This is a genomic window from Actinacidiphila sp. DG2A-62, assembly GCF_035825295.1.
Classification (GTDB): domain Bacteria; phylum Actinomycetota; class Actinomycetes; order Streptomycetales; family Streptomycetaceae; genus Actinacidiphila.
The window spans coordinates 4,195,118-4,218,487 of the sequence record NZ_JAYMGI010000002.1; the positions used below are offsets into that span (position 1 = coordinate 4,195,118).

Genomic DNA, 23,370 nt, shown 5'->3' on the forward strand with positions numbered 1-23,370 from the left:
GATGTCTTCCCTGTCTTCCTTCCGCCGCTTCAGCGCAGTCCGGGGACGAACTGCACGACGAGGTCGATGAGTTTGATGCCGGCGAAGGGCAGCAGCAGCCCGCCGAGGCCGTAGACCCAGATGTTCCGGCTGAGCAACTGCGCGGCGGAGGACGGGCGGTAGCGCACGCCGCGCAGCGCCAGCGGGATCAGCGCCACGATGATCAGCGCGTTGAAGACGATCGCCGAGGTGATCGCGGAGGTCGGGCTGTGCAGCCGCATGATGTTGAGCTTGTCCAGGCCCGGGTAGGCGGCGGCGAACATCGCGGGGATGATCGCGAAGTACTTGGCGACGTCGTTGGCGATCGAGAACGTCGTCAACGCGCCCCGGGTGATGAGCAGTTGCTTGCCGATCTCGACGATCTCGATGAGCTTGGTGGGGTTGGAGTCCAGGTCCACCATGTTCCCGGCCTCCTTGGCGGCCGAGGTGCCGGTGTTCATGGCGACGCCGACGTCCGCCTGGGCGAGTGCGGGCGCGTCGTTGGTGCCGTCGCCGGTCATCGCGACGAGCCTGCCGCCCTCCTGCTCCCGTTTGATCAGCGCCATCTTGTCCTCGGGGGTGGCCTCGGCGAGGAAGTCGTCCACGCCGGCCTCCCGCGCTATGGCCCTGGCGGTCATCGGGTTGTCGCCGGTGATCATCACGGTGCGGATGCCCATCCGGCGCAGTTCGTCGAAGCGTTCGCGCATGCCGGGCTTGACCACGTCCTTGAGGTGGATCACGCCGAGCACCCGGGCGGTGGTCCGCCCGTCGCGCTCCACCACCTCGCCGACCACCAGCGGGGTGCCGCCGCCGGCCGCGATGGCGTCGGCGACCGGTCGGGCCTGCTCGCCCGGCCGGCCGCCGCTGTCGGTGATCCACCGCAGCACCGCGCTGGTCGCGCCTTTGCGCAGCGACCTGCGGGCGCCGTCCTCGTCAAGGTCCACGCCGCTCATCCGGGTCTGCGCGGTGAACGGCACGAACTGCGCGCCGGCGGGCCGGTCCGCGCCGCCGCGCCGGTCCGCGCCGCCGCGCCCGTCCGCGCCCGGCCCGCCGCCCGGGCCGTGCCGCTCCTCGGCCAGCGCCACCACCGACCGTCCCTCGGGCGTCTCGTCGGCCAGCGACGCCAGCCGCGCGGCCCGCGCCAGCTCGGCCACGTCGACGCCGTCGACGGGCAGGAACTCGGCGGCCTGCCGGTTGCCGAGGGTGATGGTGCCGGTCTTGTCCAACAGCAGCGTGTTGACGTCGCCGGCGGCCTCCACCGCCCGGCCCGACATGGCCAGCACGTTGCGCTGCACCAGCCGGTCCATACCGGCGATGCCGATCGCGGACAGCAGCGCGCCGATCGTGGTCGGGATCAGCGCGACGGTCAGCGCCACCAGCACCACCAGGGACTGCGCGGCGCCGGCGTAGACCGCGAACGGCTGGAGCGTCACCACGGCCAGCAGGAAGACCACGGTCAGCGAGGCGAGCAGGATGTTGAGCGCGATCTCGTTGGGCGTCTTCTGCCGGGCGGCGCCCTCGACCAGGGCGATCATCCGGTCCACGAAGGTCTCGCCGGGCCTGGAGGTGATCTTCACCACGATCCGGTCGGACAGCACCCGGGTGCCGCCGGTGACCGCGCTGCGGTCGCCGCCGGACTCGCGGATCACCGGCGCGGACTCGCCGGTGATCGCCGACTCGTCGACGCTCGCGACGCCCTCGACGACGTCGCCGTCACCGGGGACGACCTGCCCGGCCTCGACCAGCACGTGGTCGCCGAGCCGCAGGTCGGCGGCGGCCGCCCGCTCCTCGGTGTACGTGCCGGGCGCCGCGCCCGGCCGCCAGCCGGTGAGCCGCCGCGCCGGGGTCTCGGTCCTGGTCCGGCGCAGCGTCTCGGCCTGCGCCTTGCCGCGGCCCTCGGCGACGGCCTCGGCGAGGTTGGCGAAGAGCACGGTCAGCCACAGCCACGCGGCGATCACCCAGGCGAAGACGCCGGGGTCCTTGATCGCGGAGACCGTGGTGAGCACCGAGCCGACCTCGACCACGAACATGACCGGGTTCCTGACCATGGTCCGCGGGTCGAGCTTGCGGGCCGCGTCCGGCAGCGAGCTGACCAGCTGCCGGGGGTCGAGCAGTCCACCGGACAGCCGCCGGGCGGCCGGCCGGTCGGGAGCGCCGCCCGGGGCGGCGGGGGGTTCGAGGGTGGTGACGGACATCAGTGCAGCCCTTCGGCGAGCGGCCCCAGCGCGAGCGCCGGGAAGTAGGTGAGGCCCACCACGACGACGATCACGCCGGCCAGCAGGCCGACGAACTGCGGCCGGTGGGTGGGCAGGGTGCCGGCGGTGGCGGGCACCGGCTGCTGCCGGGCCAGCGACCCGGCCAGCGCCAGCACGAAGACGATCGGCAGGAAGCGGCCGAAGAGCATCGCCAGGCCCAGCGCGGTGTTCCACCAGTTCGAGCTGACGGTCAGTCCGGCGAAGGCCGAGCCGTTGTTGTTGGCGGCGGAGGTGAAGGCGTACAACACCTCGGAGAAGCCGTGCGGCCCGGAGCCCAGCATGTTCGCCCGCTCGCCCTTCAGCGACATCGCGGTGCCCGCGCCGACCAGCACGACGGCCGGGGTGGCGAGGATGTAGAGGGAGGCGAACTTCATCTCCCGGGCGCCGAGCTTCTTGCCCAGGTACTCCGGGGTGCGGCCGACCATCAGCCCGGCCACGAACACGGTGATGACGGCGAAAATCAGGATGCCGTACAGGCCAGAGCCGGTGCCGCCGGGCGCGATCTCGCCCAGCATCATGTTGAAGATCGTCATCCCGCCGCCGCCCGGCGAGAACGAGTCGTGGAAGGAGTCCACGGCGCCGGTGGAGGTGAGCGTGGTGGACGCGGCGAACAGCGCCGACGCCCAGACCCCGAACCGCTGCTCCTTGCCCTCCATCATCCCGCCGGCCGCGTGCCCGGCCGAACTGCTCACGCTGTGCAGCTCGTTGACGGTGATCAGGGCGACCGAGGCGGCCCAGATCAGGCCCATCACGGCGAGCACCGCGTAGCCCTGGCGGCGGTCGCCGACCATCGTGCCGAAGGTCCGCGGCAGGCTGACCGAGATCACCAGCAGCAGGTAGATCTCCAGCCAGTTGGTGAACCCGTTGGGGTTCTCGAAGGGGTGCGCGGAGTTGGCGTTGTAGAACCCGCCGCCGTTGGTGCCGAGTTCCTTGATGGCCTCCTGCGAGGCGACCGGGCCGCCGGTGATCGACTGCTTGTCGCCGAGCAGCGTGCCGATCTCGTGCGCGCCGTGGAAGTTCTGCACCGCGCCCGCGGCCACCAGCACGATCGCGAAGACGAACGCGACGGGCAGCAGCACCCGTACGGTGATCCGGGTCAGGTCCACCCAGAAGGTGCCGACGCGGTCGGTGCGGTTGCGGGTGAAGCCGCGGATCAGGGCGGCCACCACCGCGACGCCGACCGCGGCGGAGACGAAGTTCTGCACCGCGAGCCCGGCCATCTGCACCAGGTGGCCCATCGTCGACTCGCCCGAGTACGACTGCCAGTTGGTGTTGGTGACGAAGGACGCGGCGGTGTTGAACGCGGTGCCCGGCGGCACCGCCTTCATGCCGACGGCCAGCAGCAGGTGGTTCTGCAGCCGCTGGAAGGCGTACAGGAACAGCACGCTCACCACGGAGAAGGCCAGCACGCCGCGCAGATACACCGGCCAGCGCTGGTCGGCGTCGCCGTCCACGCCGCCGAGCCGGTAGAGCGCGCGCTCGACCCGCAGGTGGCGCGCGGAGGTCAGGGTGTGGGCGATGTGATCGCCCAGCGGCCGGTACGACAGGGCCAGCGCGCCCAGCAGCGCGAGGATCTGCAGCCAGCCGGCGAGGGTGTCGTCCACTAGAACTTCTCCGGGCGGATCAGGGCCACCACCAGGTAGCCGATCAGGAGGGCGGCGACGACGAGCCCCACGACGTCGTCCGCGCTCACAGCCGCTCCACCGCCTTGGCGAGCAGGCCGAGCACGGCGAAGACGGCGACGGTGACGAGGACGAACACCAGGTCCTGCATGAGGAGCACCCCGGGGTGTGACGGAGGGAACGGGCCGCGCGCCCGGCCGGTCAGGCGGGGCGTGCGGGCCGGCGCACCGCCGGCCGTTCCAGACAACCCCGCCTTCGCGCGGGTGGGAGCGGCCCTTAGCGGGTCCCTGACGCGCGGCGCGGACGCTTTGACGCGGCCTTGACGGCTTGACCGGGGAGGGAGCGGCCGGTCGGCTCAGGCGGACAGGCCCGGCGCGGGGATGCGCTGCTCGGTCCAGATGATCTTGCCGGACGCGGTGTAGCGCGTCCCCCACTGCTCGGCGAGCTGCGCGACCAGGAACAGGCCGCGCCCGCCCTCGTCGGTGGTGGCGGCGTACCGCAGGTGCGGGGAGGTGCTGCTGGTGTCGGCGACCTCGCAGATCAGCGCCCGGTCCATCAGCAGGCGCACCTCGATCGGCCCGGAGGCGTGCCGGATCGCGTTGGTGATCAGCTCGCTGAGGATCAGCTCGGTGGTGAAGGCCAGGTCGTCCAGGCCCCAGCGCTCCAGCTGCTCGGTGGCCGCGCCGCGCACCCGTGCCACCGCCGCCGGGTCGGTCGGCACCTCCCAGCGGGCGATCCGGTCGTCCGGCAGCGCCCTGGTGCGGGCCACCAGCAGCGCGATGTCGTCCTTCGGCACCTGCGGCAGCAGCTCGGCCAGCACGGTGTCGCAGGTCTGCTCGGGCGTGCGGTCGGGGCCGGCCAGCGCCTGCCGCAGCAGCTCCAGGCCGACGTCGATGTCCCGGGCGCGGTCCTCCACCAGGCCGTCGGTGTACAGCACCAGCCGGCTGCCTTCGGGCAGCTCGCGCTCCACCGACTCGAACGGCAGCCCGCCCAGGCCCAGCGGCGGCCCGGCCGGCACGTCGAGGAACTCCGAGGTGCCGTCCGGGCGCACCAGCGCGGGCGGCAGGTGCCCCGCCCTGGCCAGCTCGCAGGTCCGCGCCACCGGGTCGTAGATCGCGTACAGGCAGGTGGCGCCGGCGATGGTGGCGCCGGTCGCGCCGGGCGCGGTCTCGTCCTTGTCGATCCGCGCGACCAGGTCGTCCAGGTGCGCCAGCAGGTCGTCGGGCGGCAAATCCAGCATGGAGAAGTTGTGCACGGCGGTGCGCAGCCGGCCCATCGTCGCCGCCGCGTGCATGCCGTGCCCGACGATGTCGCCGACCACCAGCGCGACCCGCGCGCCGGGCAGCGGGATCACGTCGAACCAGTCGCCGCCGACCCCGGCCTGCGCGGGCAGGTAGCGGTAGCCGACCTCCAGGGCGTTCTGCTCGGGCAGGCCGTGCGGCAGCAGGCTGCGCTGCAGGCTCACCGCCATCGCCGTGTTGCCGGTGATGGCCGAGTCGAACTGCTCCTGGGTGGTGTACTTCGTGTCGAAGAAGCCGGTGTTGCGGCCGACCCGCAGCACCGCGACCCGGTCGCTGACCGCGCGCACCTCGTCCATCTCGTGGCTGACGAAGAGCACGCCGAGCTGCTGGTCGCGCAGCCGCTGCACCAGTTCCAGCACCTGGGCGGCCTGCCGCGGGCCGAGCGCGGCGGTCGGCTCGTCCATCACCACCAGCCGCGGCTCGCCGATCAGCGCGCGGGCCACCGCCACGCCCTGCCGCTGCGCGCCGGACAGCGACGCGACCGGCACCCGCAGGCTGGGCACGTCCACCGACAGCGACTCCAGCAGCCGCCGGGAGCGGCGCTCCATCGCGACCTGGTTGAGCATGCCGAAGCGGCGCAGCTCGCGGCCGAGGTAGAGGTTCTCGACGGTGTTGAGGTTGTCGCACAGCGACAGGTTCTGGTGCACGGTGGCGATGCCGAGCCGCTGGGCGTCCAGCGGGCGGCGCAGGTCGACCGGCCGGCCCTTCCACTCGATCGTGCCGGCGTCCGGCGAGAACACCCCGGAGACCGTCTTGACCAGGGTGGACTTGCCCGCGCCGTTGCTTCCCACGAGGCCCACCGCCTCGCCCTCGCGGACCTCCAGGTCCACGTCCTGCAGCGCCTGCACGGCTCCGAACCGCTTGCAGATCCCGCGCACGGTGAGCAGAGGACTGCCTCTCACCGCACCACCTCCGCCCCGCGGCCGCCGCCCAGCGCACGCTTGCCCCTGAGTCTGCCCGGATCACCGGGTCCACGCACGTCAACCGGCGCAGTTGCCGTCACCCGGATGCGGTACGGCACGCCGGTCCGCGTTGGGCACGCTGGAAGCAGCAGGCGGGCCGTCGCGCGGCGCATCCTCGTTGCGCGGCCCCCGCCCGGCCGCGGCCCCGGCCCACAGGGAAAGGCGACCGCCATGCGCACCCTGCTCGTCCGCTCGCTGCACCGCCTCGGCACGTACCGCTGGTTCGCGGTCGTCGCGTCCTCCTGGGCGCCGCGCGCCGACATGTGGCTGCACCGCAGGACCTCGGGCCGCAGGATGCTGCTGTCCGCCCTCTTCCCGGTCCGCGTGGTGACGACCACCGGGCGCCGCAGCGGGCTGCCGCGGCGGACCCCGCTGCTCACCGTCGACGAGCCCGGCGGCCCCGGCTGCTACGTCGTCGGCAGCAACTTCGGCATGGACCGGCCGCCGGCCTGGGCGCTGAACCTGATGTCCGACGGGCGCGCGACGGTGGAGTACGACGGGGTCGACGTGCCGGTCACCGCCGAGCTGCTGACCGGGCAGGCCCGCGACCGGGCGTGGCAGCGGATGGCCGCGGTGTGGCCGCCGTACCGCGCGTACGCCGCGCACACCGCGCGCGAGTTCCCGCTCTTCCGCCTCAGCCCGGCGGCGGCCTGAAGGTGCGCCCGCGGCGGGCACGGGGAGGCCCGACCCCCACAACGGCGGACCCCCACAACGGCGGACGGGCCGCCGGCTGGTGCCGGCGGCCCGTCCGCGACGCGGGGTCCGCTGGGGCCCGTCGGGCCCCCGGTGTCCTCGGGGTGTCGTCAGTGGTTGGCCACACCGTTGCCGGAGAGCACCGGGATGTTGTCCAGGATGTGCGACAGCGGCTCGTCGCCCTTGGCCTGGGTGGAGTTCTCGGTGCACTGCTGGTTCTGCGGCGAGGACAGCACGTTGATGTCCTGGACGGTGATCGGCACCAGGCCGACCAGCGAACCGACGTTGACCTTGACCGGCAGGCCGACGCAGGGCTTGTTCAGGGTGCCCTGGACCAGGCCGATCTGCGGGCTCTGGGTGCCGCCGGTCACGGTGTTGCCGTACGCCGACGAGGCACCGTTGCCGTTCACCGTGGTGGTGCCCTCGTCGTTGCCGATGGCCATGGCCGGGGAGGCGGTGGCGCCGACAGCGGCGACCGACGCGGCGAGAGCAGCACCGGCGAGCATCTTCTTGATCATTGTTGTCCCTTTTTTGGTGCTTGGATGCACGGTCTGGAAGGTCGGGTGGAGCGATCTGATCAACCGCTCGCGGGGGGTTTGGTTCCGGCGTTTCACTCCGATGGGCGAGTGGCCGGAGCGTCGGTGACGCGACCGGGCGGCCCGCGGGCCGACCCGAGGTCAGTGCAGCGGCAGGCCGTTCAGCGGCAGGCCGCCGAGCAGCGAGGCGCCGGGGACCGCGCCGGTGACGGCGGGCAGTGCGGCGCCCTTGACCACGTCGGTGGCCTGGCCGAGCAGCTGGTCGGCGGGAAGCTGCTGCGGCAGCGCGTCGGTGGTGTGGTCGACCGTCGCCACCGCGGAGGACAGGTGCGTGCCGTCCAGCAGCTGCTGGACGGGCTGCGCGGCCAAGAGCTGGTCGACGCCGGCGTTGATGCTGGTCGGCATCGCAGGGGCGGCGGTCGTGGCGTCCGCGGCGAAGGCGGGCGCGCCCACCCCGACCGCGACCACGGAGCCGGCCATGACCGCTGCGACCTTGGAAAACTTCACTTGCCACCCTTTCAGTAGCCGAAGCCGGGGTTCCGGCGCCGGAGGAGTCCGGGGGCCGGGGGCCCTGCCGGCTCGGCGCCTGGTGCGCCCGGCCTGCCGGCGTCCCTCGCCGGCGCTGCCTCGCCGTGGACAACGAGGGTGCGGCACTGCCGGAAACGCCGGGGCGGCCAGAAGCCGGACAATCACTCGTTCGGTGACGGCCCCGCGCCCGTACGGCCCACGACGCGTGCGGAGCCGGGTGCGGGCCCGGAGCCGACGGCCCGGTCCGCACGCATGAGCGCGGAGCCGACGGCCCGGTCCGCGCGGCTGAGCGCGCGGGCCGGTCCGGAGCCGGGCGGACGGTCCGCCGGTCAGCGGCGGGCGTGGCCCGCGCGGGCGCCGCGGTCGGCGTGCGGGCCGGCGCCGTGGCCGGCCCGCGCGGGGGCGGTGCGGCCGCCGCGGCGGTAGAGCAGGGCGCCGCCGAACAGCAGCGCGGCCGCCAGGGCCGCGGCCCCGCCCAGCTCGCCGCCGCCGATCCCGGTCTCCGCCAGGTCGTGGTGCACCGGGCGCGGCTCGGGGACCTGCCGCTGCGGGGTGGTGGGGACCGGGGTGGCGGGGGTCGGGGTCGTCGGGGGAGGGGTCTGCGCGGTGGGCGGCGCGGGCGTGCCGTTGGAGCAGGCGTTGCCGAACGCGGGGTTCAGCAGGCCGACCGCGTCCACCGAGTTGCCGCAGACGTTGACCGGCACCTCGACGGGCGCGGACACGCTGTTGCCGGACACCAGTCCGGGCGAGCCCTCCGCTGTCCCGTGGGCGCCGGAGTCCGCGCTGGCGTATCCCCCTGCCGCGGCGAGGACGCCGCCGGCGGCGGCGACGGTGAGCACGCTCCGGCTCAGGATCTGTCGCATCGAATCTTTCTCCGCTCGGGTACGGCCGCACGTGGGTGCGTACGGCCGACGTGCCGTACGGGAGTGCGTACGGCCGCGGGGCGCGCGTGCGCGGGCGCGTCCCGATGCGCACCGCCCCGGGGCGCGGCGTGCGCGCTCCGGGGCGGTACCTGATCAGGGCCTGACGGCCCGGCAGGTCGCGATCGTCGTCACTCGCTGACGTTGGCGCAGGTGTTGCCGAACGCCGGGTTCAGCAGGGCGATGATGTCGACGGTGTTGCCGCACAGGTTGATCGGCACGTGGACCGGGACCTGGACGACGTTGCCGGACAGGACGCCCGGGGAGTGCACGGCGGCGCCGCTCGCGCCGGCGTCCGCGAACGCGGGGGCGGCGGCGCCGCCGACGGCGATCATCGTGCCCGCGGCGAGCGCCGCGACCTTCGTGTACTTCACTTGTGTGCTCCTTTTCGTCAGCGGCGTTCCGGAATACGCCGCGCATTCGCGCAGCAGCCGGCCCGTGGTTCCGGGACCTCGAACTCCGCTATCGACCGCCTAACGACGACCGGGCGCGGGAGGCAACTCCCCGGCCGGTACGGCGGCCGCGATCCACCCGAATGGACGCGCCGGGCGGCGGGCGGCGTCAGCCGTTGTGCGCGCCGTTCCCGGACAGCACCGGGATGTTGTCCAGGATGTGCGAGAGCGGCTCGTCGCCCTTGGCCTGGGTGCTGTTCTCGGTGCACTGCTGGTTCTGCGGCGAGGACAGGATGTTGAGGTCCTGGACGGTGATCGGCACCAGGCCGACCAGCGAGCCGAGGTTGGCCTTGGCGGGCAGCGCGATGCAGGGCTTGTTCAGCGAGCCGGCGATCAGCGCGAACTGCGGGCTCATGTAGCCGCTGGTGTACGTGTTGCCGTAGTACTGCGCGGAACCGTTGCCGTTCGCGGTGGTGGTGCCCTCGTCGTTGCCGAGCGCCATGGCCTGGGGGGCGACGGTCGCCGAGACGCCGGCCAGCGAGGCGGCGACGGCGGCCGTGGCGAAGATCTTCTTGATCACGGTTGGTCCTTCTGGAGAGAGGTTGCCCCGGTACCAGGGGCCGCACTGCCCAACCGCGCGGCGGTGGATCGGTAATGGACCTTCACCCGAATGGATAATTTCCGCGCGCCGCCGCGCCGTACACCCCTCGGGGGAGTGACATCCGCGGACCCGGTGTGACCTCGGGTCAATCCCATAACCCGTCAACTGATCCGATCGTCATATGAATTTGGAGTAGCGGGGCGCAGCGCGTCGGACGTGATTTCCTGCGGCGGGCGTGCATTCCTGTTCTGGGGATTACCTGACAGGCACGGAATTCGTTGACTGCACGCAGCCCGCGCCCGCGCGCCGCTCCGGCGCCGGTCGCGAGCCGCAGGACCGACCACACTTCGGCTTCGCCGGGCCCGCCCGGCGTGAGAGAACGGCGTGCGATGCCGCAAGACCAGTACGGGCTGGAGGGGCCGGACCGGCCGCACGGGCTCGGGCTCCACGGGCGCGGGCCGGACGGCCCGGCCGTCCTGGGCGGCACCACCCGCGCGAGCGGCACGGTCCGCGCGCGCGGCACGGTCCGCCTGGACGGCGCGGCCCCCGCGGACGGCGCGGTCCGCCTGGACGGGCTCACGGTGCTGCACCTGGCGCAGCCGGTCGACGGCGGCGTCGCCCGGGTGGTCGCTGACCTGGCGCGTGCGCAGACGGCGCTCGGGGCCCGCGTGGTGGTCGGCTGCCCGCCGGACGGCCCGCTCGCCGAGGCGGCGCGGGCGGCCGGAGCGGCGACCGTGCCCTGGCACGCCCGCCGCTCGCCCGGCCCCGGCCTGCCCGCGGAGGTGGCCGGCGCGGCCCGCGCGGCCCGCGAGAGCGCGGCCGACCTGGTCCACCTGCACAGCGCGAAGGCCGGGCTGGCCGGCCGGCTGGCGCTGCGCGGCCGCGTCCCCACCGTCTTCCAGCCGCACGCCTGGTCCTACGAGGCGGCGACCGGGCCGCTGCGGGCCGCGTCGGTGCGCTGGGAGCGGTACGCGGCGCGCTGGGCGCACCGCGTGCTGTGCGTGAGCGAGGCCGAACGCGCCTCCGGCCTGGCGCACGGGATCGCGGCGCGCTGGCACGTGGTGCGCAACGGCGTGGACACCGCGCGGTTCACTCCGGCGGTGCGGCAGGAGGGGGTGCGGGCGGAGCTGGCCCGGTGGGTCGGGCTCCGGGAGCCGGGCGGGCCGGATCGGCCGGGCGAGGCGGATCGGCCGGGCGAGGCGGATCGGCCGGGCGACGCGGCTGCGGCGGGCGGGGTGCGCGAGCCGGGAGGCGCATCCGAGCGGGGCGGCGCACCCGAGCCAGGCGGCGTGCCCGAGCCGGGCAGCGCACCCGAGCCGGGAGGCGCACCCGAGCCGGGAACGTCGGATCGGCCGGAGGCGCCCGGGGCGGGAGCGCCCGGCGCTGATGCGCCCGGGGCCGGAGCGCCCGGCGCTGAGGCTCTCGGAGCCGGAGCGTTCGACGCCGAGGTGCTTGCAGTCGAGGCTGCCGGGACCGTCGCGTCCGGAGTCGAGGCGATCGGCGCTGGAGGGCCCGGCGCTGAGGCGCTCGGCGCCGGGGTGCCGCTGGTGGTGTGCGTCGGGCGGCTGTGCCGGCAGAAGGGGCAGGACCTGCTGCTGGAGGCATGGCCGCAGGTCACGGCGCGGCTGCCGGAGGCGCGGCTCGTACTGGTCGGCGACGGGCCGGACGCACAGGCGCTTTGGGCGGCGGCGCCGCGGGGCGTGCTGTTCGCGGGCGCGGCGGCGGACCCGGTCCGCTGGTACCAGGCCGCGGACGTGGTGGTGCAGCCGTCGCGCTGGGAGGGCATGGCGCTCGCGCCCCTGGAGGCGATGGCGTGCGGCAGACCGGTGGTGCTCACCGACGTCGGCGGCGCGCGCGAGTGCCTGCCGGAGGTGGACGCGGCGCACTGCGTGGTCCCGCCCGGCGACGCGGCCGCCCTCGCCACGGCCCTGCTGCGGCTGCTCACCGACCCGGTGCTGCGTTCGGCCGCGTCCCTGCGCGCGCTCGCCCGGGTGCGCGAACGCCACGACCTGCGCGACACCACGGCGGCGGTCACCGCCCTCTACGCCCACCTCCTCGACCTCCCCGCCCGGGAGGCCACCCCCCGATGACCCCCGACGACGCCACGCGCCCCCGCCCCGCCCGGCCGGCCGCTCCCACGACGCCTCCCGTTCCCGCACCCGACCGCCCGGACGCCGCGGCCGCCGGGACCGGAGCCACGCCGGACGCTCCCGCGCGGCCCGCGGCCCCGGCCGAACCGGGGGACGGGAGCCTCGCGGCGGCGGGGGCCCGGCGGGCGGGCGGCGAACGCCCCGCGGGCGCGGCGCGGGGAACGCGGACGGCACGGTCGCAGCCGTCGCGCAGCACGACGCCCAGCGCGCCCCCGCCCGCGCCCCTGCGCGCCGCCGGGGGACGGCCGGGCGCGGAGCCGCGCGACCTGCGCGAGGCGGAGGCTCGGGAGCCGGCCGGCGGGCAGGTGCGGGCGCGGAGCGCCGAGCACGCGGCCGGCGAGCACGGCGCATCGCGCGAGCAGACCGTTCCCGCGCCCTCGCGGGTCGGCGGACGGCGCGGCGCCGGACCGCACGTCCCGGGCTCCGGGGGCGGGCCCGGGCGTGACGTCGAGCACGCCTCCGTACGCGGCCTCCTTCGCGGGCGCGGAAGCGCGCACCGGCGCGGCACCGGGGACGTGGCGCGCCGCGCCCGGCGCGACCCGCACGGACCCGGGTGGGGGCACGGCGCGTGGGGGCTGGTCGCCGCGGACGTCGTCGGCGTCGCCGCCGGTATCGCCGCCGGCGCCGCGGCCGGCTCGCCGGGCCCGGGCGTCGCCGGGACCGCCGCGCTGCTCGCCGTGCTGCTGCCGGCACACCGCGCGGGCGGCCTGTACCGCCCGGGGTTCGCCGCGTCCGCGCTGAGCGAGGCCCCGGCCGTGGCCGTGCGGGCCGGCGCCGCGTGGGCGGTGGCCGCCGCGACCGCCGCCGCGCTCGCGCCCGGCTCGGCGCTGCGCCCCCTCGCGCTGCTCGCCGCGCTCGCGGCCACCGTGCTCACCGCGTGCCTGCTGCGCGCCTTCCACTACGCGCGCGGCCGCCGCGCCGCCCGCCGCGACCCGCGCTCGACCCTGATCGTGGGCGCGGGCCCGCACGCCGGCCCGTACGTCCAGCAGATCGCCGCGGCGCTGCACGGCCACCCCGAGTACGGCCTGCGCCCGGTCGGCGTCGTCACGCCCGACCCCGGCGCGGAGCCGCACGACCCCGCCGTGCGGCTGCTCGCCGCCGCGCTGCACGCGCAGACGCCTGGCGCCCCGCCGGGGCTGCCGCTGCCGGTGCTGACCGGCCACGCCGAGATCACCCGCGCGGTGATCCAGAACAGCGTGCGGCACGCCGTCGTCACCGGCCCGCCCGCGCTCGACGCGCGCACCACCGCCACGCTGCGGCTGCTGGCCGCCCAGGGCTGCCGGGTCTGGCACCTCACCTCGGGCCGCGGCCCGGTGCCGCCCGCGCACCTGTGGGGCTTCGCGTTCCGGCCGCTGGACCTGGAGCCGTACCCGGCGCCGCGCCCGGGCCGCGCGGCCAAGCGCGCGCTGGACGCGGTCCTGTCCGGCGCCGCGCTGCTCGCGCTCGCACCGGTGCTGGCCGCGTGCGCGCTGGCGGTACGCCTCAGCGACGGCCCCGGCGTGCTGTTCCGGCAGGAGCGGATCGGCCTGGGCGGACGCCCGTTCACGCTGCTGAAGTTCCGCACGCTGCGGCCGACGGACTCGCAGGAGTCCGCGACGCTGTGGAGCGTCGCGCACGACTCCCGGGTGAGCCGGGTCGGCCGGCTGCTGCGCCGCACCTCCCTCGACGAGCTGCCGCAGTTGTGGAACGTGCTGCGCGGCGACATGAGCCTGGTCGGCCCGCGGCCCGAACGCCCGCACTTTGTCGAGGAGTTCAGCCGCGCCCACCCCGGCTACCGGGACCGGCACCGGATGCCGGCCGGCATCACCGGGCTCGCCCAGGTGCACGGGCTGCGCGGCGACACCTCGATCAGCGACCGGGCGCGCTTCGACAACCACTACATCGACAGCTGGTCGTGGTGGCAGGACATCGCGATCCTGCTGCGCACGGTCGGCTCGCTGTTCCGGATGGGCGGGAGCTGATGGCCACGGCCACACCGGTCGACGGCACGCCGCCCGACGCCCGCGGCGCGGCGGGGAGTTCGGCAGCGGCGACCGCGCCACACGGCGAGGACTCCGCGTCGGGAACGGGTGCGCCGCCCGCGACCGCGGCTGCGTCCGGAGCGGGGGCGCCGCCCGCGACCGCGTCCGGTTCGTCTCCGGCCCGTACGCCCGGAGCCCGCGGGGCAGGGGCGCACACGCCCTCGGTCGGCGCGGGCGCGGACCACGCCGCCCCAACGGCCGCCGCCGGCAAGGCGACACGGCGGCGCGGGGACCCAACGGCCGCCGCCGGCAAGGCGGGACGGCCGCGCGGGGGCCGACGCGAGCCGTACCCGGGGCGGTGGGCGCGCGTGCTGCGCCGATACGCCTGGCTCGCCCCGCTGGCGCCGGCCGTCGCGACCGTGCTGCTGCTGGCGCTGCCCGTGTCCGACGGCGACGTCAGCGCGTCCGGCAAGGTCACCCCCGCCGACGTGGCGTCAGCCGTGCTGGTGGCGACCTGCGCGGTGCGGCTGCTGCGCGCGCGACGCCGGGTCCTCGCGCCGGCCGCCGCGGTGGTGCTCGGCGCGCCGCTGGCCGGCTTCGCGGTCGCCGCGGTCACCTCGCTCGACCCCGGCGCCGGACTCACCGGATTCCTGCGCTACGCCCAGGTGTTCGTGCTCGTGCCGGCCTCGGTGGCGCTGCTGCTGCGCGACCGGCGGGACTTCGCGGTGGTCGCCGGGTCGATCGTCGCGCTCGCGCTCGCACAGGGCGCGGTCGGAGTGTGGCAGTACGCGACCGGCACCGGCGCGTCGTACGCGGGCCAGGACATCCGCGCGGTGGGCACGTTCGGTCCCGCCGACGTGATGGACATGGCCACGGTGGTGGCGTACGGGCTGGTGGTCGCCGCGGCGTACGCGCTCGCGCCCGGGCCGCGGCGGCTGCGGCTCGGCGCGCTCGGCTGCGCGGTGGCGCTGGTGGTGCCGCTCGCGGTGTCGTTCAGCCGCGGCACCTGGATCGCGACCGCGCTCGCGTGCACCGTCGTGATCGCGCTGGCCGGGCTGCGGCAGGCGGTCCGCGTGGCCGCCGTGCTCGGCGCGTGCGCGGTGCTGCTGGTCGGCGGGCTCGGCGTCGGGTCCCAGGCGATCGGCGCGCGGCTGTCGAGCATCACGCAGGTCACGGCCGCGCCCGACCCCTCGGTCACCGACCGGTACACCCTGTGGGCCGCGGCGCTGTCGATGTGGCGCGAGCACCCCGTGACCGGCGTCGGGCTCAAGCGCTTCCCCGACGAGCGCGACGGGCACGCCTCCCTCGCGCTCTCCTCCGGCAGCGACACGGCCGGCGCGGGGCAGTCCTTCCGCCGCGAGCCGCTGCTGTCGCCGCACAACATGTACCTGCTGGCGCTCAGCGAGCAGGGCCTCGTCGGCTGCGCGCCGCTGACCGCGTCCTGGGCCGCGCTGCTGGCCGCGGGGCTGGTCCGGGTCGCCGGGCGGCGTAGGCGGGCACGCCCGGCGGGGCGGTCGGGGCGGCCGTGGCGGGCGCCCGCCACGCCGCGCGGCCCCGCGGCCTGCGGGCTGGCGGCCGTCGGGCTGCTGGTGTGGCAGTGCGTGGACTTCCTGTACGCCGACATCGGCGGGCCGACGACCGTGCTGACCGCGACGCTGCTCGGCCTCGCGGCGTGGTGGGCGCTCGCCCCCGCGAACGCGACGCGGCCGGGCGGAAGCGGGCGGCCCGCGGGCGGCGGGGTGCGCCGGGGCCGGCCGTGCGGCCGTACGAGGGGACGACCGTGCCGCCGTACGAGGGGCCGCGCAAGGGACCGCAGGAGGGGCCGCGGCGATGACCGAGCTGCGCGCGCCGGACGCCGTGCGCGTCCCCGGCACGGCGTCGGCCGCGCCGGACGCACCCGCCGGGCCGGACGCACCCGCCGGGCCGACGCCCGAACCCCCGGCTCCGGGACGGGGGTTGGCGTGGGCGGCGGGGGTGACGGCCGGGCTGAGCGCGGTGGGGTCGGTCGGCGGACTGGTGCGCGACCAGGCGATCGCGCACCTGTTCGGCGCGGGGGCGGAGAGCGACGCGTTCCTGGTCGCGTGGACCGTGCCCGAGATCGCGGCGACCGTGCTGATCGAGGACGCGATGGCGCTGCTGATGGTGCCCGCGTTCAGCGCGGCGCTCGCCCGCGCGGGCGGGGCCGGCGCGCGCGGCCTGGTCCGCGGCACGCTGCCCCGACTCCTGGCGCTGCTGGCCGCGTTGACCGCCGCGCTGGCCGCGGGGGCGCCGTACGTCGTGGACGTCCTCGCGCCCGGCCTCGCCGACCCGCGCGCCGCCGTCGCCTGCACCCGGCTGACCGCGCTGACCGTCCTGACCTTCGGCCTCACCGGCTACCTCAGCGCCGCGCTGCGCGCCCACCGCCGCTTCGTCCCCCCGGCCGCGGTCTACGTCGCGTACAACGCGGGCATCGTCGCCACCCTCCTCGCGCTGCACGGCCGTTACGGAGTCCGCGCCGCCGCGGCGGGCGTCGCGATCGGCGGCTTGTGCATGGTCGCCGTGCAACTCCCCGCGTTCGTCCGCGCCTTGGCCGCGACGGCCGGCACGACGCCGGAACCGGAGGCGGGCGCGGGGGCAGCGGCGAGGACCCTCCTACCGCCCACCGGACCTGGCGTCGGCACACCGGCGCGGCCGGCGAACGGCCCTGACACGCGCCGCGAAGCCGGCGGCGGCGAGTCAGCCGGTGCGGGACTGGGCGGCGGCGCTCCCGCACAGCCGGGAACCGGTGCCGATACCCGTGCTGGAGCACGCGGTAGCGACCTCGCGCGACCGGCAGCGGGCGGCGGTGACCCGGCCCCGGCACATCCGGGCAGCGGCCTCCCTGCGCGGACGGAAGCCGGCAGCGGCGTCCCCGCCGTCTTCGCGCGGCCGGGGGCCGACGGCGGCCTGCCAGCGCCCGCCGGGCCGGGTGTCGGCGTCCCTGCGCAGCCGGGGAGCGATGCGGACGCGCGCGCGAAAGCCGGCAGCGGCGTCCCGGTCGACGCGGTGCCTCGCGACGGCGTTCCCACGCGACCGGAGGCCGGCCATGGCGGTCCCGGCCCTAGCGGTCTCGCAGGGCCCGAGGCGCACGGCGACCTGCCGGCACCCGCGGGGCCAGGCGTCGGCACACCGACGCAGCCGGAGTCCGGTGCCGGCGTGCGTGTTCGCTCGCGCGGCGGGCGCGGGGGGCTTGCACAGCCGCAGGAGCCGGACGCGGTCCTCGGCCGCTCGCGGGGGCGGCAGCCGGTCCTGCGGCGGGGAGGCCGCGCGGCCCGGCGCGTCCGGCGGGGTTCTGGCGCCGCCGGAGACTCCGCGCGCGCGTTCGGGCTCGTCGTGCCCGTCGTGACCTTCACGCTCGGACGGCAGGCGCAGGTGCTGGTCGAGCGCTTCTTCGCCGCGCCGCTCGCCGCGGGCGCCATCTCGCACCTCAACTACGCGCAGAAAGTCGCCCAGTTGCCGATGGCGCTGTCGCTGATGATCGCCACGGTGACGTTCCCGGTGGTGTCGCGCGCGCTCGCCGAGGGCGACCGGGAGCGGGCGCGGCGCCGGGTGACGCGCGACCTGCGACTGGCCTGCCTGGTGGTGCTGCTCGGCACCGCGTACGTGATCGCGTGCGCGCCGCAGATCATCGACGTCCTCTTCCAGCGCGGCGAGTTCACCGCGTCCGACACCGCCGCGACGGCCGGCGTGATGCGGGTGTACGCGCTCGGGCTGCTCGGGCAGACCCTGGTCGGCGCGCTGGTCCGGCCGTACTTCTCGGCGGCGCGCCCGACCTGGTTCCCGGCCGCCTGCATGGGACTCGGCCTGCTCGTCACCGCCGTGGCCGACGCCGCGACCGCCGGGCCCTGGGGCGCCTACGGCATCGCCGCGGGCAACGCCGCCGGCATCAGCGTCACCGCCGTGCTGCTGCTGCGCGGGCTGGCCGCGCGCGGCATCGACGTCCGCGCCCGCGACCTCGCGCCCGGCCTGGCCAGGACCGTGTCCGCCGCGGCCGCGGCCACCGCCGCCGGGTGGGCGCTGACCGCCGCGGCCGGCTCCCCCTGGCCGCCGCGGCCCTGTGCGCGCTCGCCGTCCCCGCGGTGTTCGCCGCCGCGGCCGTCGTGCTGCGCGCGCCCGAAGTGCCGCACGTGCTCGGCCGGTTCGCGCCCCGCCGCGGCTCCTCCGGCGCGACCCCCGGCCGCGCGGACCTCCCCCGCCTTTCCCGCCTTTCCCGCCTCTCCCCCTCCCCGCCGGCCGGTCCGCCGCGCTCCCCCGCATCCGTTCGCCACCCGCGCGGCCCGCGCCCTGCGCGCGGCGCCCCGCTCAGCCCGCGCCGTGACCCGCGGGGTCGCCGGCGCCCTACGTAAGGACCGCAGATGACGCCCGAACTCGTCGTTCCCGCAAGGTCCGAGGCCGCCGCGCGGCGTGCGCCGTGGGCGCTGATGTACCACTCGGTGGGCGGCGTCGCGCACGATCCGTACCAGGTCACGGTGAGCCCGGACCGGCTGGCCCGGCAGCTGCGGTGGCTGAGCCGGCGCGGGCTGACCGGCGTGAGCATGCGCGAGCTGCTGGCGGCGCGGGCGCAGGGCCGCGCGGCCCGGCTGGTGGGGCTGACCTTCGACGACGGCTACGCCGACTTCCTCACCGAGGCGGTGCCGCTGCTGCACGAGTACGGCCACACGGCGACGGTGTTCGTGCTGGCCGGCCGACTCGGCGGCGACAACGCGTGGGACCCGGACGGCCCGCGCAAGCCGCTGCTCGACGCGGCCGGGGTGCTGGCCGCGCAGTCCGCCGGGATGGAGATCGGCTCGCACGGCCTGCTGCACCGGGACCTGACTGCCCTAGGCGACGCGGAGTTGGCGGCCGAGACCGCGGACAGCCGCGGCCGGCTCGCGGAGATCACCGGCAGCGCGCCCGGCGGGTTCTGCTTCCCGTACGGCGCGGTGGACGCGCGCACCGTGCGGGCGGCGCGCCGGGCCGGGTACGCGTACGCGTGCGCCGTCGACCCCGGGCCGCTCGCCGGGCCGTACGCGCTGCCGCGTACGTACGTCGGCGAGCGCGACACCTCCGCGCGCCTGCACGCCAAACGCGCCCTGCACCGGCTGCGCGGCCCGCGCCTGGCCGACCCGCCGCCGCCCGCGCCGACGCCCCCGCGCACCCCGGCGGACGGCACCGCGCCCACGGCGACGCGCACCGCGACGCCCACCCCGTCACGCGCCCCGTCGGACCCCGCGTCCGGCAGCGCCCCGCGCCCGCGGCCCACCGCACCCTCCCGGGAGGACACATGAGAGTCCTGCACGTCATCACCGGCCTCGGCATCGGTGGCGCCGAGCAGCAACTGCGGCTGCTGCTGCGGCACTTGCCGGAGGAGTACGAGTGCGAGGTGGTCACCCTGACCAACCCCGGGCTGGTCGCGGAGGGGCTCGCCGAGGACGGCGTGCCGGTCGCCCACCTCGGGATGCACGGCAACCGCGACCTCGGCGCGCTGCCCCGCCTCGCCCGGCTGATCCGGGCCGGCTCGTACGACGTCGTGCACACCCACCTGTACCGCGCGTGCGTCTACGGGCGGGTCGCCGCCCGCCTCGCCGGGGTCCGCGCGGTGGTGGCCACCGAGCACTCGCTGGGCAGCAGCCAGATCGAGGGCCGCAGGCTGTCCCTGGGCGTGCGCGCCCTCTACCGCGCGAGCGAGCGGCTCGGCTCGACCACCCTCGCGGTCTCCGAGACCGTCGCGCGGCGGCTCGGCGACTGGGGCGTCGACCCCGCGCGGGTGCGGCTCGCGCCCAACGGCATCGACGCCGCCCGCCACGCCTTCTCGCCCGCCGCGCGGCTGGCGGTGCGCGGCCGGCTCGGCATCCCGCAGTACGCGTACGTGGTCGGCGGCGTCGGCCGCCAGACGCCGGGCAAGGACTTCGACCGGCTGGTCCGCGCGGTCGCCGCCAACCGCGACGCGCACCTGCTGCTGGTCGGCGACGGGCCGGAGCGGGTGCCGCTGCTGCGCACCGTGCACCGGGTCGGCGCGGCGGGCCGCGTGCACTTCGCCGGTGCGCACGAGCACCCCGAGGCGGACGCTCCGGGCGCGCCCGACGTCCCCGACCTGCTGTCCGCGATGGACCTGTTCGTCTCGCCGAGCCCCGAGGAGTCCTTCGGCCTGGCGGTCGTCGAGGCGCTCGCCGCGGGTCTGCCCGCGCTGTACGTCGCCTGCCCGGCCCTTGAGGACCTCCCCGCCGAGTACGCGCCGGGGGCGCGCCGGGTGGCCTCCGAGGACCTCGCCGCCGCGATCCGCGCGGAGGTCCTGGCCGGCCCCCGCCGCCTCCCGGTGCCGCCGGCGGTCGAACGCTACGACATCGCCCGCACGGTCGAGGCGGTCACCGCGGCCTACGCGTCCCTCCTCGCGCCCACGGCGACCCCCCACCCGCCGGCCGCCCCAGCCGGCCCCCGCGCCCACCGTCCCCACCCCGGCGAGCACCCCCACGCGGCCCTCGACGACCCCCGCGTCCCCCGACCGCGCGGCAGGTCCCACGCGGGATGCGGCAGGTCCCACGCGGGATCCCGCGCGGCACTCCGCGACCGTCCCGGCGTACAGCTCCGCGACGGTCACCGCGTCCGACCCCGCGCGCGGCTCGGCGCCCCGTCCCGCGACGGGTTCCGCGACGGTCACCGCGAGCGAACCCGCGGCAAGCCCCGCCACAGGTCCCGCCACAGGTCCCGCCACACGTCCCGCGTCCGACCCCGCGCGCCACTCCGCCGCCGGCTCGGCGGCCCGCTCCGCCGAGGACGCGGCTCGCGACCCCGCGCGGGGCGCCGGTGCCGCGCACAGCGCCGTGGTCGGCTCAGCGGCCGACGCGTGGCACGCCTCCGGAGGCGGGGACGGGGCGGCGCCGGCGGGCGGGCGCGACGGTTCGGCCGCGCCCGCCGAACCCGCCGACTCCGCTGGGCCCGCCGAACCGGCCGGGCCCGCCGAACCGGCCCACCCGGGCGGCCCCACTTCCTCCGCCGCAGGCGAGCCCGCGGCGACCGGTTCCGTATCCGTCGAGAAACGAGGAGAGCAGGCATGAACGACGCAGCTGGCGCAGCCGGCCAGCAGGGGACGCGGCCCGAGCGCGGCCGGGAGCGGGAGCCGGACGGCGGGCGGGGCGCCGGGCGCGAGCGGGGCGCCGGGCGCGAGCGGGGCGCCGGGCGCGAGCAAGGCCGGCGCGCGGTCGGGGCGTGGGTGCGCCGACTGCCGCGGTGGGGAGTGGTGCCGCTGGGCGCCGCGGTGGGCCTGGGCTGCGGGCTGGGCTACGGGCTCACGGCCACCCCGCAGTACGCGGCCACCGCGTACGTGATGGTCGTGCCGCAGCACGCGGGCGGCGACTCCGCGAGCGCCACGGGCTTCGCGCAGGCGTACGGCCGCATCGTCACCGGTTCCGCCGTGCTCGCGGGTGCCCAGGCGGCGACCGGCGCCGCCGCGGCCAACCTCCGCGCCCACGTGCAGGCGGCGACCTCGCCGGACGCGCCGATGATCTCGGTCACCGGCACCGCGGACCGCGCGGGCGCCGCCGCTCAGATCGCCGACGCGGTCGCCGCGTCGCTCGCCCGGACCGGGAACCGTACGGCCGCGGACACCGGCGTCCGGCTGCTCGTGTTCTCCCGGGCCACCGCCCCCGACTCGCCCGCCTCGCCCTCGGTCCCGCTGTCCGGCGCGGTCGGCGCGAGCACCGGCGGGCTCCTGGCCGCCCTCACCCTCCTCGTCCGCCGCCGCGAGCCCGGCGACGCGTACGGCGCGTACGGCGCGTACGGCGACACGGACGGCGGGCACGGCGGATACGGCGACGGGCACGGCCTCCCCGGGGACGGGCACGACGCCGACGCCGCCGCCACGCTGCCCTCCCCGGCCGCCCCCGCGCCGAGCAGGACCCCCGCATGACCCGGCGGCACCCCGACCCGTCGGCGTCCGTGGCCGTCGACCCCGCACCCCGCCTCCCGTCGGCCCGCACCCCCGGCGCCGGGCCGCCCCGTGCGCCCGGGCCCGGGCCCGCCGCCGGCGCGCTGCGCGTGGAGATCTGCCGCGACGCCGAGGAGTTCGCGGCGCTCGCGGGGGAGTGGGACGCGCTGTACCGGCGGTGCGGGGACGCGGTGACCGCGTTCCAGAGCCACGCGTGGCTGCACTCGTGGTGGGCGTCGTACGGGCGGCGCGGCCGACTGCGGGTGGTGCTGGTGCGGCGCGTCGGCGCAGACGGCGAGGGCGGCGAGAACGGCGGAGCCCGTACGGGCGGCGATCGCGGTGAGCTCGTGGCCGCCGCGCCGCTGATGCGCGCGTACCGGCCGCTGCCCGTGCTCGTCGCGCTGGGCGGCGCGATCACCGACTACACGGACGTGCTGATCGCCCCCGGCGCCGACACCACGCACGACGCTGACGCGAGCTCCGACACCTGCGGCCCGGTCCCTGCCCCCTCGGGCCCCGACGACCGCGGCCCGGACCCCGCGAGCCCCGCCCGCGCACCCGTCTCCGACGAACCCGTCTCCCGCGAACCCGCCGCCGACGTCCTGGACGCCCTTGCCGCCGGGGTGCGGCGGGCGGCTCGCGGCGGGCCGGTGGACCTGCGGGAGGTGCGGCCGGGCGGCGGCGCCGAGCGGCTGTACGCGCGGTGGCGCGGCCCGAAGCGGCAGCTCGCCGGCTCGGTGTGCCTTGAGCTGCCGGGCGCGCCGATGGACGGCCTGATCGCGCGGGTCGGCAGCTCGCGCGGGCAGCGTGTCCGCAAGGAGCTGCGCGCTCTGGACCGCGCGGGCCTGACCGGCTACGACGTGGCGCCCGCCGACGTGCCGCGAGCGGTCGCGACGATGCTGCGGCTGCACCTCGCGCAGTGGCGTGGCCGGGGGATGACGCCCGAGCACCGGCGGCCGCGGTTCGCCGCGCACCTGACCCGCGCGGCGGCGCTGATGGTCGCGTCGGGCGACGCCGCGGTGACCGAGTACCGGCGCGGCGGCCCGGACGGCGAGGTGGTCGCCGTGGGCCTGACCGTGCTCTCCCCGGCCTGGCCGGCGGCTACCTCTACGGCGCCGATCCGGCGCTGCGCGCGGCCAAGGTCGATGTGATGACCATGCTGATCCGGCAGGGCGCCGCGCACGCGGCGGGCGGTGGGCGGCCGGTGCTCAGCCTGCTGCGCGGCGCCGAGCCGCACAAGTTCCACTGGCGGCCCGAGCACCGCGCCAACCGGCGGCTGCTGCTGGCCGGCCGCCGTGCCGCGCCCGCGCTGCCGCTGCTCCTCGTCCCGGCCCTGGTCCGCGCCGCCGCGGCCCGCTCCCCCGGCTGCGCGCGCTGCGCGACCGCCTCCGCAACGCCCTGCGCGAGCGCCGCGCCTGACGCCGCGGCAGCGCTGCGGCGGGGCCTCGCCGCGGCGCTGCCGGCCGCGTGCGCCCCACCGGCGCGCACGGGCCGCACGGGGCCGCCCCGG

At 77.1% G+C, this 23,370-nt stretch carries 16 protein-coding genes and 1 pseudogene; 8 read left to right on the plus strand and 9 right to left on the minus strand.

Annotated features, from left to right (window positions below):
* Positions 1 to 29 precede the first annotated feature (29 nt).
* From kdpB to VSR01_RS18745, 4 genes are all read right to left on the minus strand, one after another.
* Complete coding sequence (kdpB, locus tag VSR01_RS18730; RefSeq protein ID WP_326450354.1) at positions 30 to 2,213, minus strand: potassium-transporting ATPase subunit KdpB; 2,184 nt, start codon at positions 2,211 to 2,213, stop codon at positions 30 to 32.
* Complete coding sequence (gene kdpA, locus VSR01_RS18735) at positions 2,213 to 3,877, minus strand: potassium-transporting ATPase subunit KdpA (protein WP_326450355.1); 1,665 nt, start codon at positions 3,875 to 3,877, stop codon at positions 2,213 to 2,215. The genes kdpB and kdpA overlap by 1 nt, the downstream gene beginning before the upstream one ends.
* On the minus strand, positions 3,877 to 3,966 hold the full coding sequence (gene kdpF, locus VSR01_RS18740; RefSeq protein WP_326450356.1) for a K(+)-transporting ATPase subunit F: 90 nt from the start codon (positions 3,964 to 3,966) through the stop codon (positions 3,877 to 3,879). Before kdpF ends, kdpA begins: the two co-directional genes overlap by 1 nt.
* Before the next feature lie 284 nt (positions 3,967 to 4,250).
* Positions 4,251 to 6,098, minus strand: coding sequence for a SpoIIE family protein phosphatase (locus tag VSR01_RS18745; protein WP_326450357.1), 1,848 nt, complete (start codon positions 6,096 to 6,098; stop codon positions 4,251 to 4,253).
* Between the two features lie 231 nt (positions 6,099 to 6,329).
* Between VSR01_RS18745 and VSR01_RS18750 the strand changes: the two genes are divergently transcribed.
* Positions 6,330 to 6,812, plus strand: a complete 483-nt coding sequence (locus tag VSR01_RS18750) for a nitroreductase family deazaflavin-dependent oxidoreductase (RefSeq protein ID WP_326450358.1) — start codon at positions 6,330 to 6,332, stop codon at positions 6,810 to 6,812.
* A gap of 149 nt (positions 6,813 to 6,961) precedes the next feature.
* On the opposite strand, the gene VSR01_RS18755 is transcribed toward VSR01_RS18750, so the two are convergent.
* From VSR01_RS18755 to VSR01_RS18775, 5 genes are all read right to left on the minus strand, one after another.
* Complete coding sequence (locus tag VSR01_RS18755; protein WP_326450359.1) at positions 6,962 to 7,369, minus strand: rodlin; 408 nt, start codon at positions 7,367 to 7,369, stop codon at positions 6,962 to 6,964.
* Positions 7,370 to 7,528: 159 nt separating this feature from the next.
* Complete coding sequence (locus VSR01_RS18760; protein WP_326450360.1) at positions 7,529 to 7,894, minus strand: hypothetical protein; 366 nt, start codon at positions 7,892 to 7,894, stop codon at positions 7,529 to 7,531.
* A 350-nt stretch (positions 7,895 to 8,244) separates the two neighbouring features.
* Positions 8,245 to 8,778 (minus strand): chaplin, encoded by a 534-nt coding sequence (locus VSR01_RS18765; RefSeq protein WP_326450361.1) that lies wholly within the window; start codon positions 8,776 to 8,778, stop codon positions 8,245 to 8,247.
* A gap of 188 nt (positions 8,779 to 8,966) precedes the next feature.
* The gene (locus VSR01_RS18770; RefSeq protein WP_442785486.1) at positions 8,967 to 9,209 is read right to left on the minus strand and encodes a chaplin; all 243 of its coding nucleotides are present in this window, start codon (positions 9,207 to 9,209) and stop codon (positions 8,967 to 8,969) included.
* 187 nt (positions 9,210 to 9,396) lie between these two features.
* On the minus strand, positions 9,397 to 9,807 hold the full coding sequence (locus VSR01_RS18775) for a rodlin (RefSeq protein ID WP_326450362.1): 411 nt from the start codon (positions 9,805 to 9,807) through the stop codon (positions 9,397 to 9,399).
* A 410-nt stretch (positions 9,808 to 10,217) separates the two neighbouring features.
* Between VSR01_RS18775 and VSR01_RS37830 the strand changes: the two genes are divergently transcribed.
* The 7 genes and pseudogenes from VSR01_RS37830 to VSR01_RS18815 all read left to right on the plus strand — a co-directional run bounded on the left by VSR01_RS37830 (position 10,218) and on the right by VSR01_RS18815 (position 23,011).
* Positions 10,218 to 11,918, plus strand: coding sequence for a glycosyltransferase (locus VSR01_RS37830; RefSeq protein WP_442785487.1), 1,701 nt, complete (start codon positions 10,218 to 10,220; stop codon positions 11,916 to 11,918).
* Positions 11,919 to 12,589: 671 nt separating this feature from the next.
* Positions 12,590 to 13,939: an exopolysaccharide biosynthesis polyprenyl glycosylphosphotransferase gene (locus VSR01_RS18790; RefSeq protein ID WP_326453709.1), complete on the plus strand. Its 1,350-nt coding sequence runs from the start codon at positions 12,590 to 12,592 to the stop codon at positions 13,937 to 13,939.
* A 368-nt stretch (positions 13,940 to 14,307) separates the two neighbouring features.
* Positions 14,308 to 15,663 (plus strand): annotated as a pseudogene (locus VSR01_RS18795) (O-antigen ligase family protein); the annotation flags it as partial.
* A 106-nt stretch (positions 15,664 to 15,769) separates the two neighbouring features.
* Complete coding sequence (locus VSR01_RS18800) at positions 15,770 to 18,316, plus strand: lipid II flippase MurJ (RefSeq protein ID WP_326450363.1); 2,547 nt, start codon at positions 15,770 to 15,772, stop codon at positions 18,314 to 18,316.
* A complete protein-coding gene (locus VSR01_RS18805) occupies positions 18,313 to 19,224 on the plus strand; it encodes a polysaccharide deacetylase family protein (protein WP_442785488.1) in 912 nt (303 codons plus the stop codon). Before VSR01_RS18800 ends, VSR01_RS18805 begins: the two co-directional genes overlap by 4 nt.
* On the plus strand, positions 19,221 to 21,842 hold the full coding sequence (locus tag VSR01_RS18810; protein ID WP_326450364.1) for a glycosyltransferase: 2,622 nt from the start codon (positions 19,221 to 19,223) through the stop codon (positions 21,840 to 21,842). The genes VSR01_RS18805 and VSR01_RS18810 overlap by 4 nt, the downstream gene beginning before the upstream one ends.
* Positions 21,839 to 23,011 carry a GNAT family N-acetyltransferase gene (locus tag VSR01_RS18815; RefSeq protein WP_326450365.1) on the plus strand — a complete coding sequence of 391 codons (1,173 nt, stop codon included), beginning with the start codon at positions 21,839 to 21,841 and terminating at the stop codon, positions 23,009 to 23,011. The genes VSR01_RS18810 and VSR01_RS18815 overlap by 4 nt, the downstream gene beginning before the upstream one ends.
* Positions 23,012 to 23,370 lie beyond the last annotated feature (359 nt).

Excerpts from the sequence above, each read along its gene's own strand:
- kdpB (WP_326450354.1), bottom strand. The coding sequence starts at position 2,213 with ATGTCCGTCACCACCCTCGAACCCCCCGCCGCCCCGGGCGGCGCTCCC.
- VSR01_RS18750 (WP_326450358.1), top strand. The coding sequence starts at position 6,330 with ATGCGCACCCTGCTCGTCCGCTCGCTGCACCGCCTCGGCACGTACCGC.
- VSR01_RS18755 (WP_326450359.1), bottom strand. The coding sequence starts at position 7,369 with ATGATCAAGAAGATGCTCGCCGGTGCTGCTCTCGCCGCGTCGGTCGCC.
- VSR01_RS18765 (WP_326450361.1), bottom strand. The coding sequence starts at position 8,778 with ATGCGACAGATCCTGAGCCGGAGCGTGCTCACCGTCGCCGCCGCCGGC.
- VSR01_RS37830 (WP_442785487.1), top strand. The coding sequence starts at position 10,218 with ATGCCGCAAGACCAGTACGGGCTGGAGGGGCCGGACCGGCCGCACGGG.
- VSR01_RS18800 (WP_326450363.1), top strand. The coding sequence starts at position 15,770 with ATGACCGAGCTGCGCGCGCCGGACGCCGTGCGCGTCCCCGGCACGGCG.
- VSR01_RS18805 (WP_442785488.1), top strand. The coding sequence starts at position 18,313 with ATGACGCCCGAACTCGTCGTTCCCGCAAGGTCCGAGGCCGCCGCGCGG.
- VSR01_RS18810 (WP_326450364.1), top strand. The coding sequence starts at position 19,221 with ATGAGAGTCCTGCACGTCATCACCGGCCTCGGCATCGGTGGCGCCGAG.
- VSR01_RS18815 (WP_326450365.1), top strand. The coding sequence starts at position 21,839 with ATGACCCGGCGGCACCCCGACCCGTCGGCGTCCGTGGCCGTCGACCCC.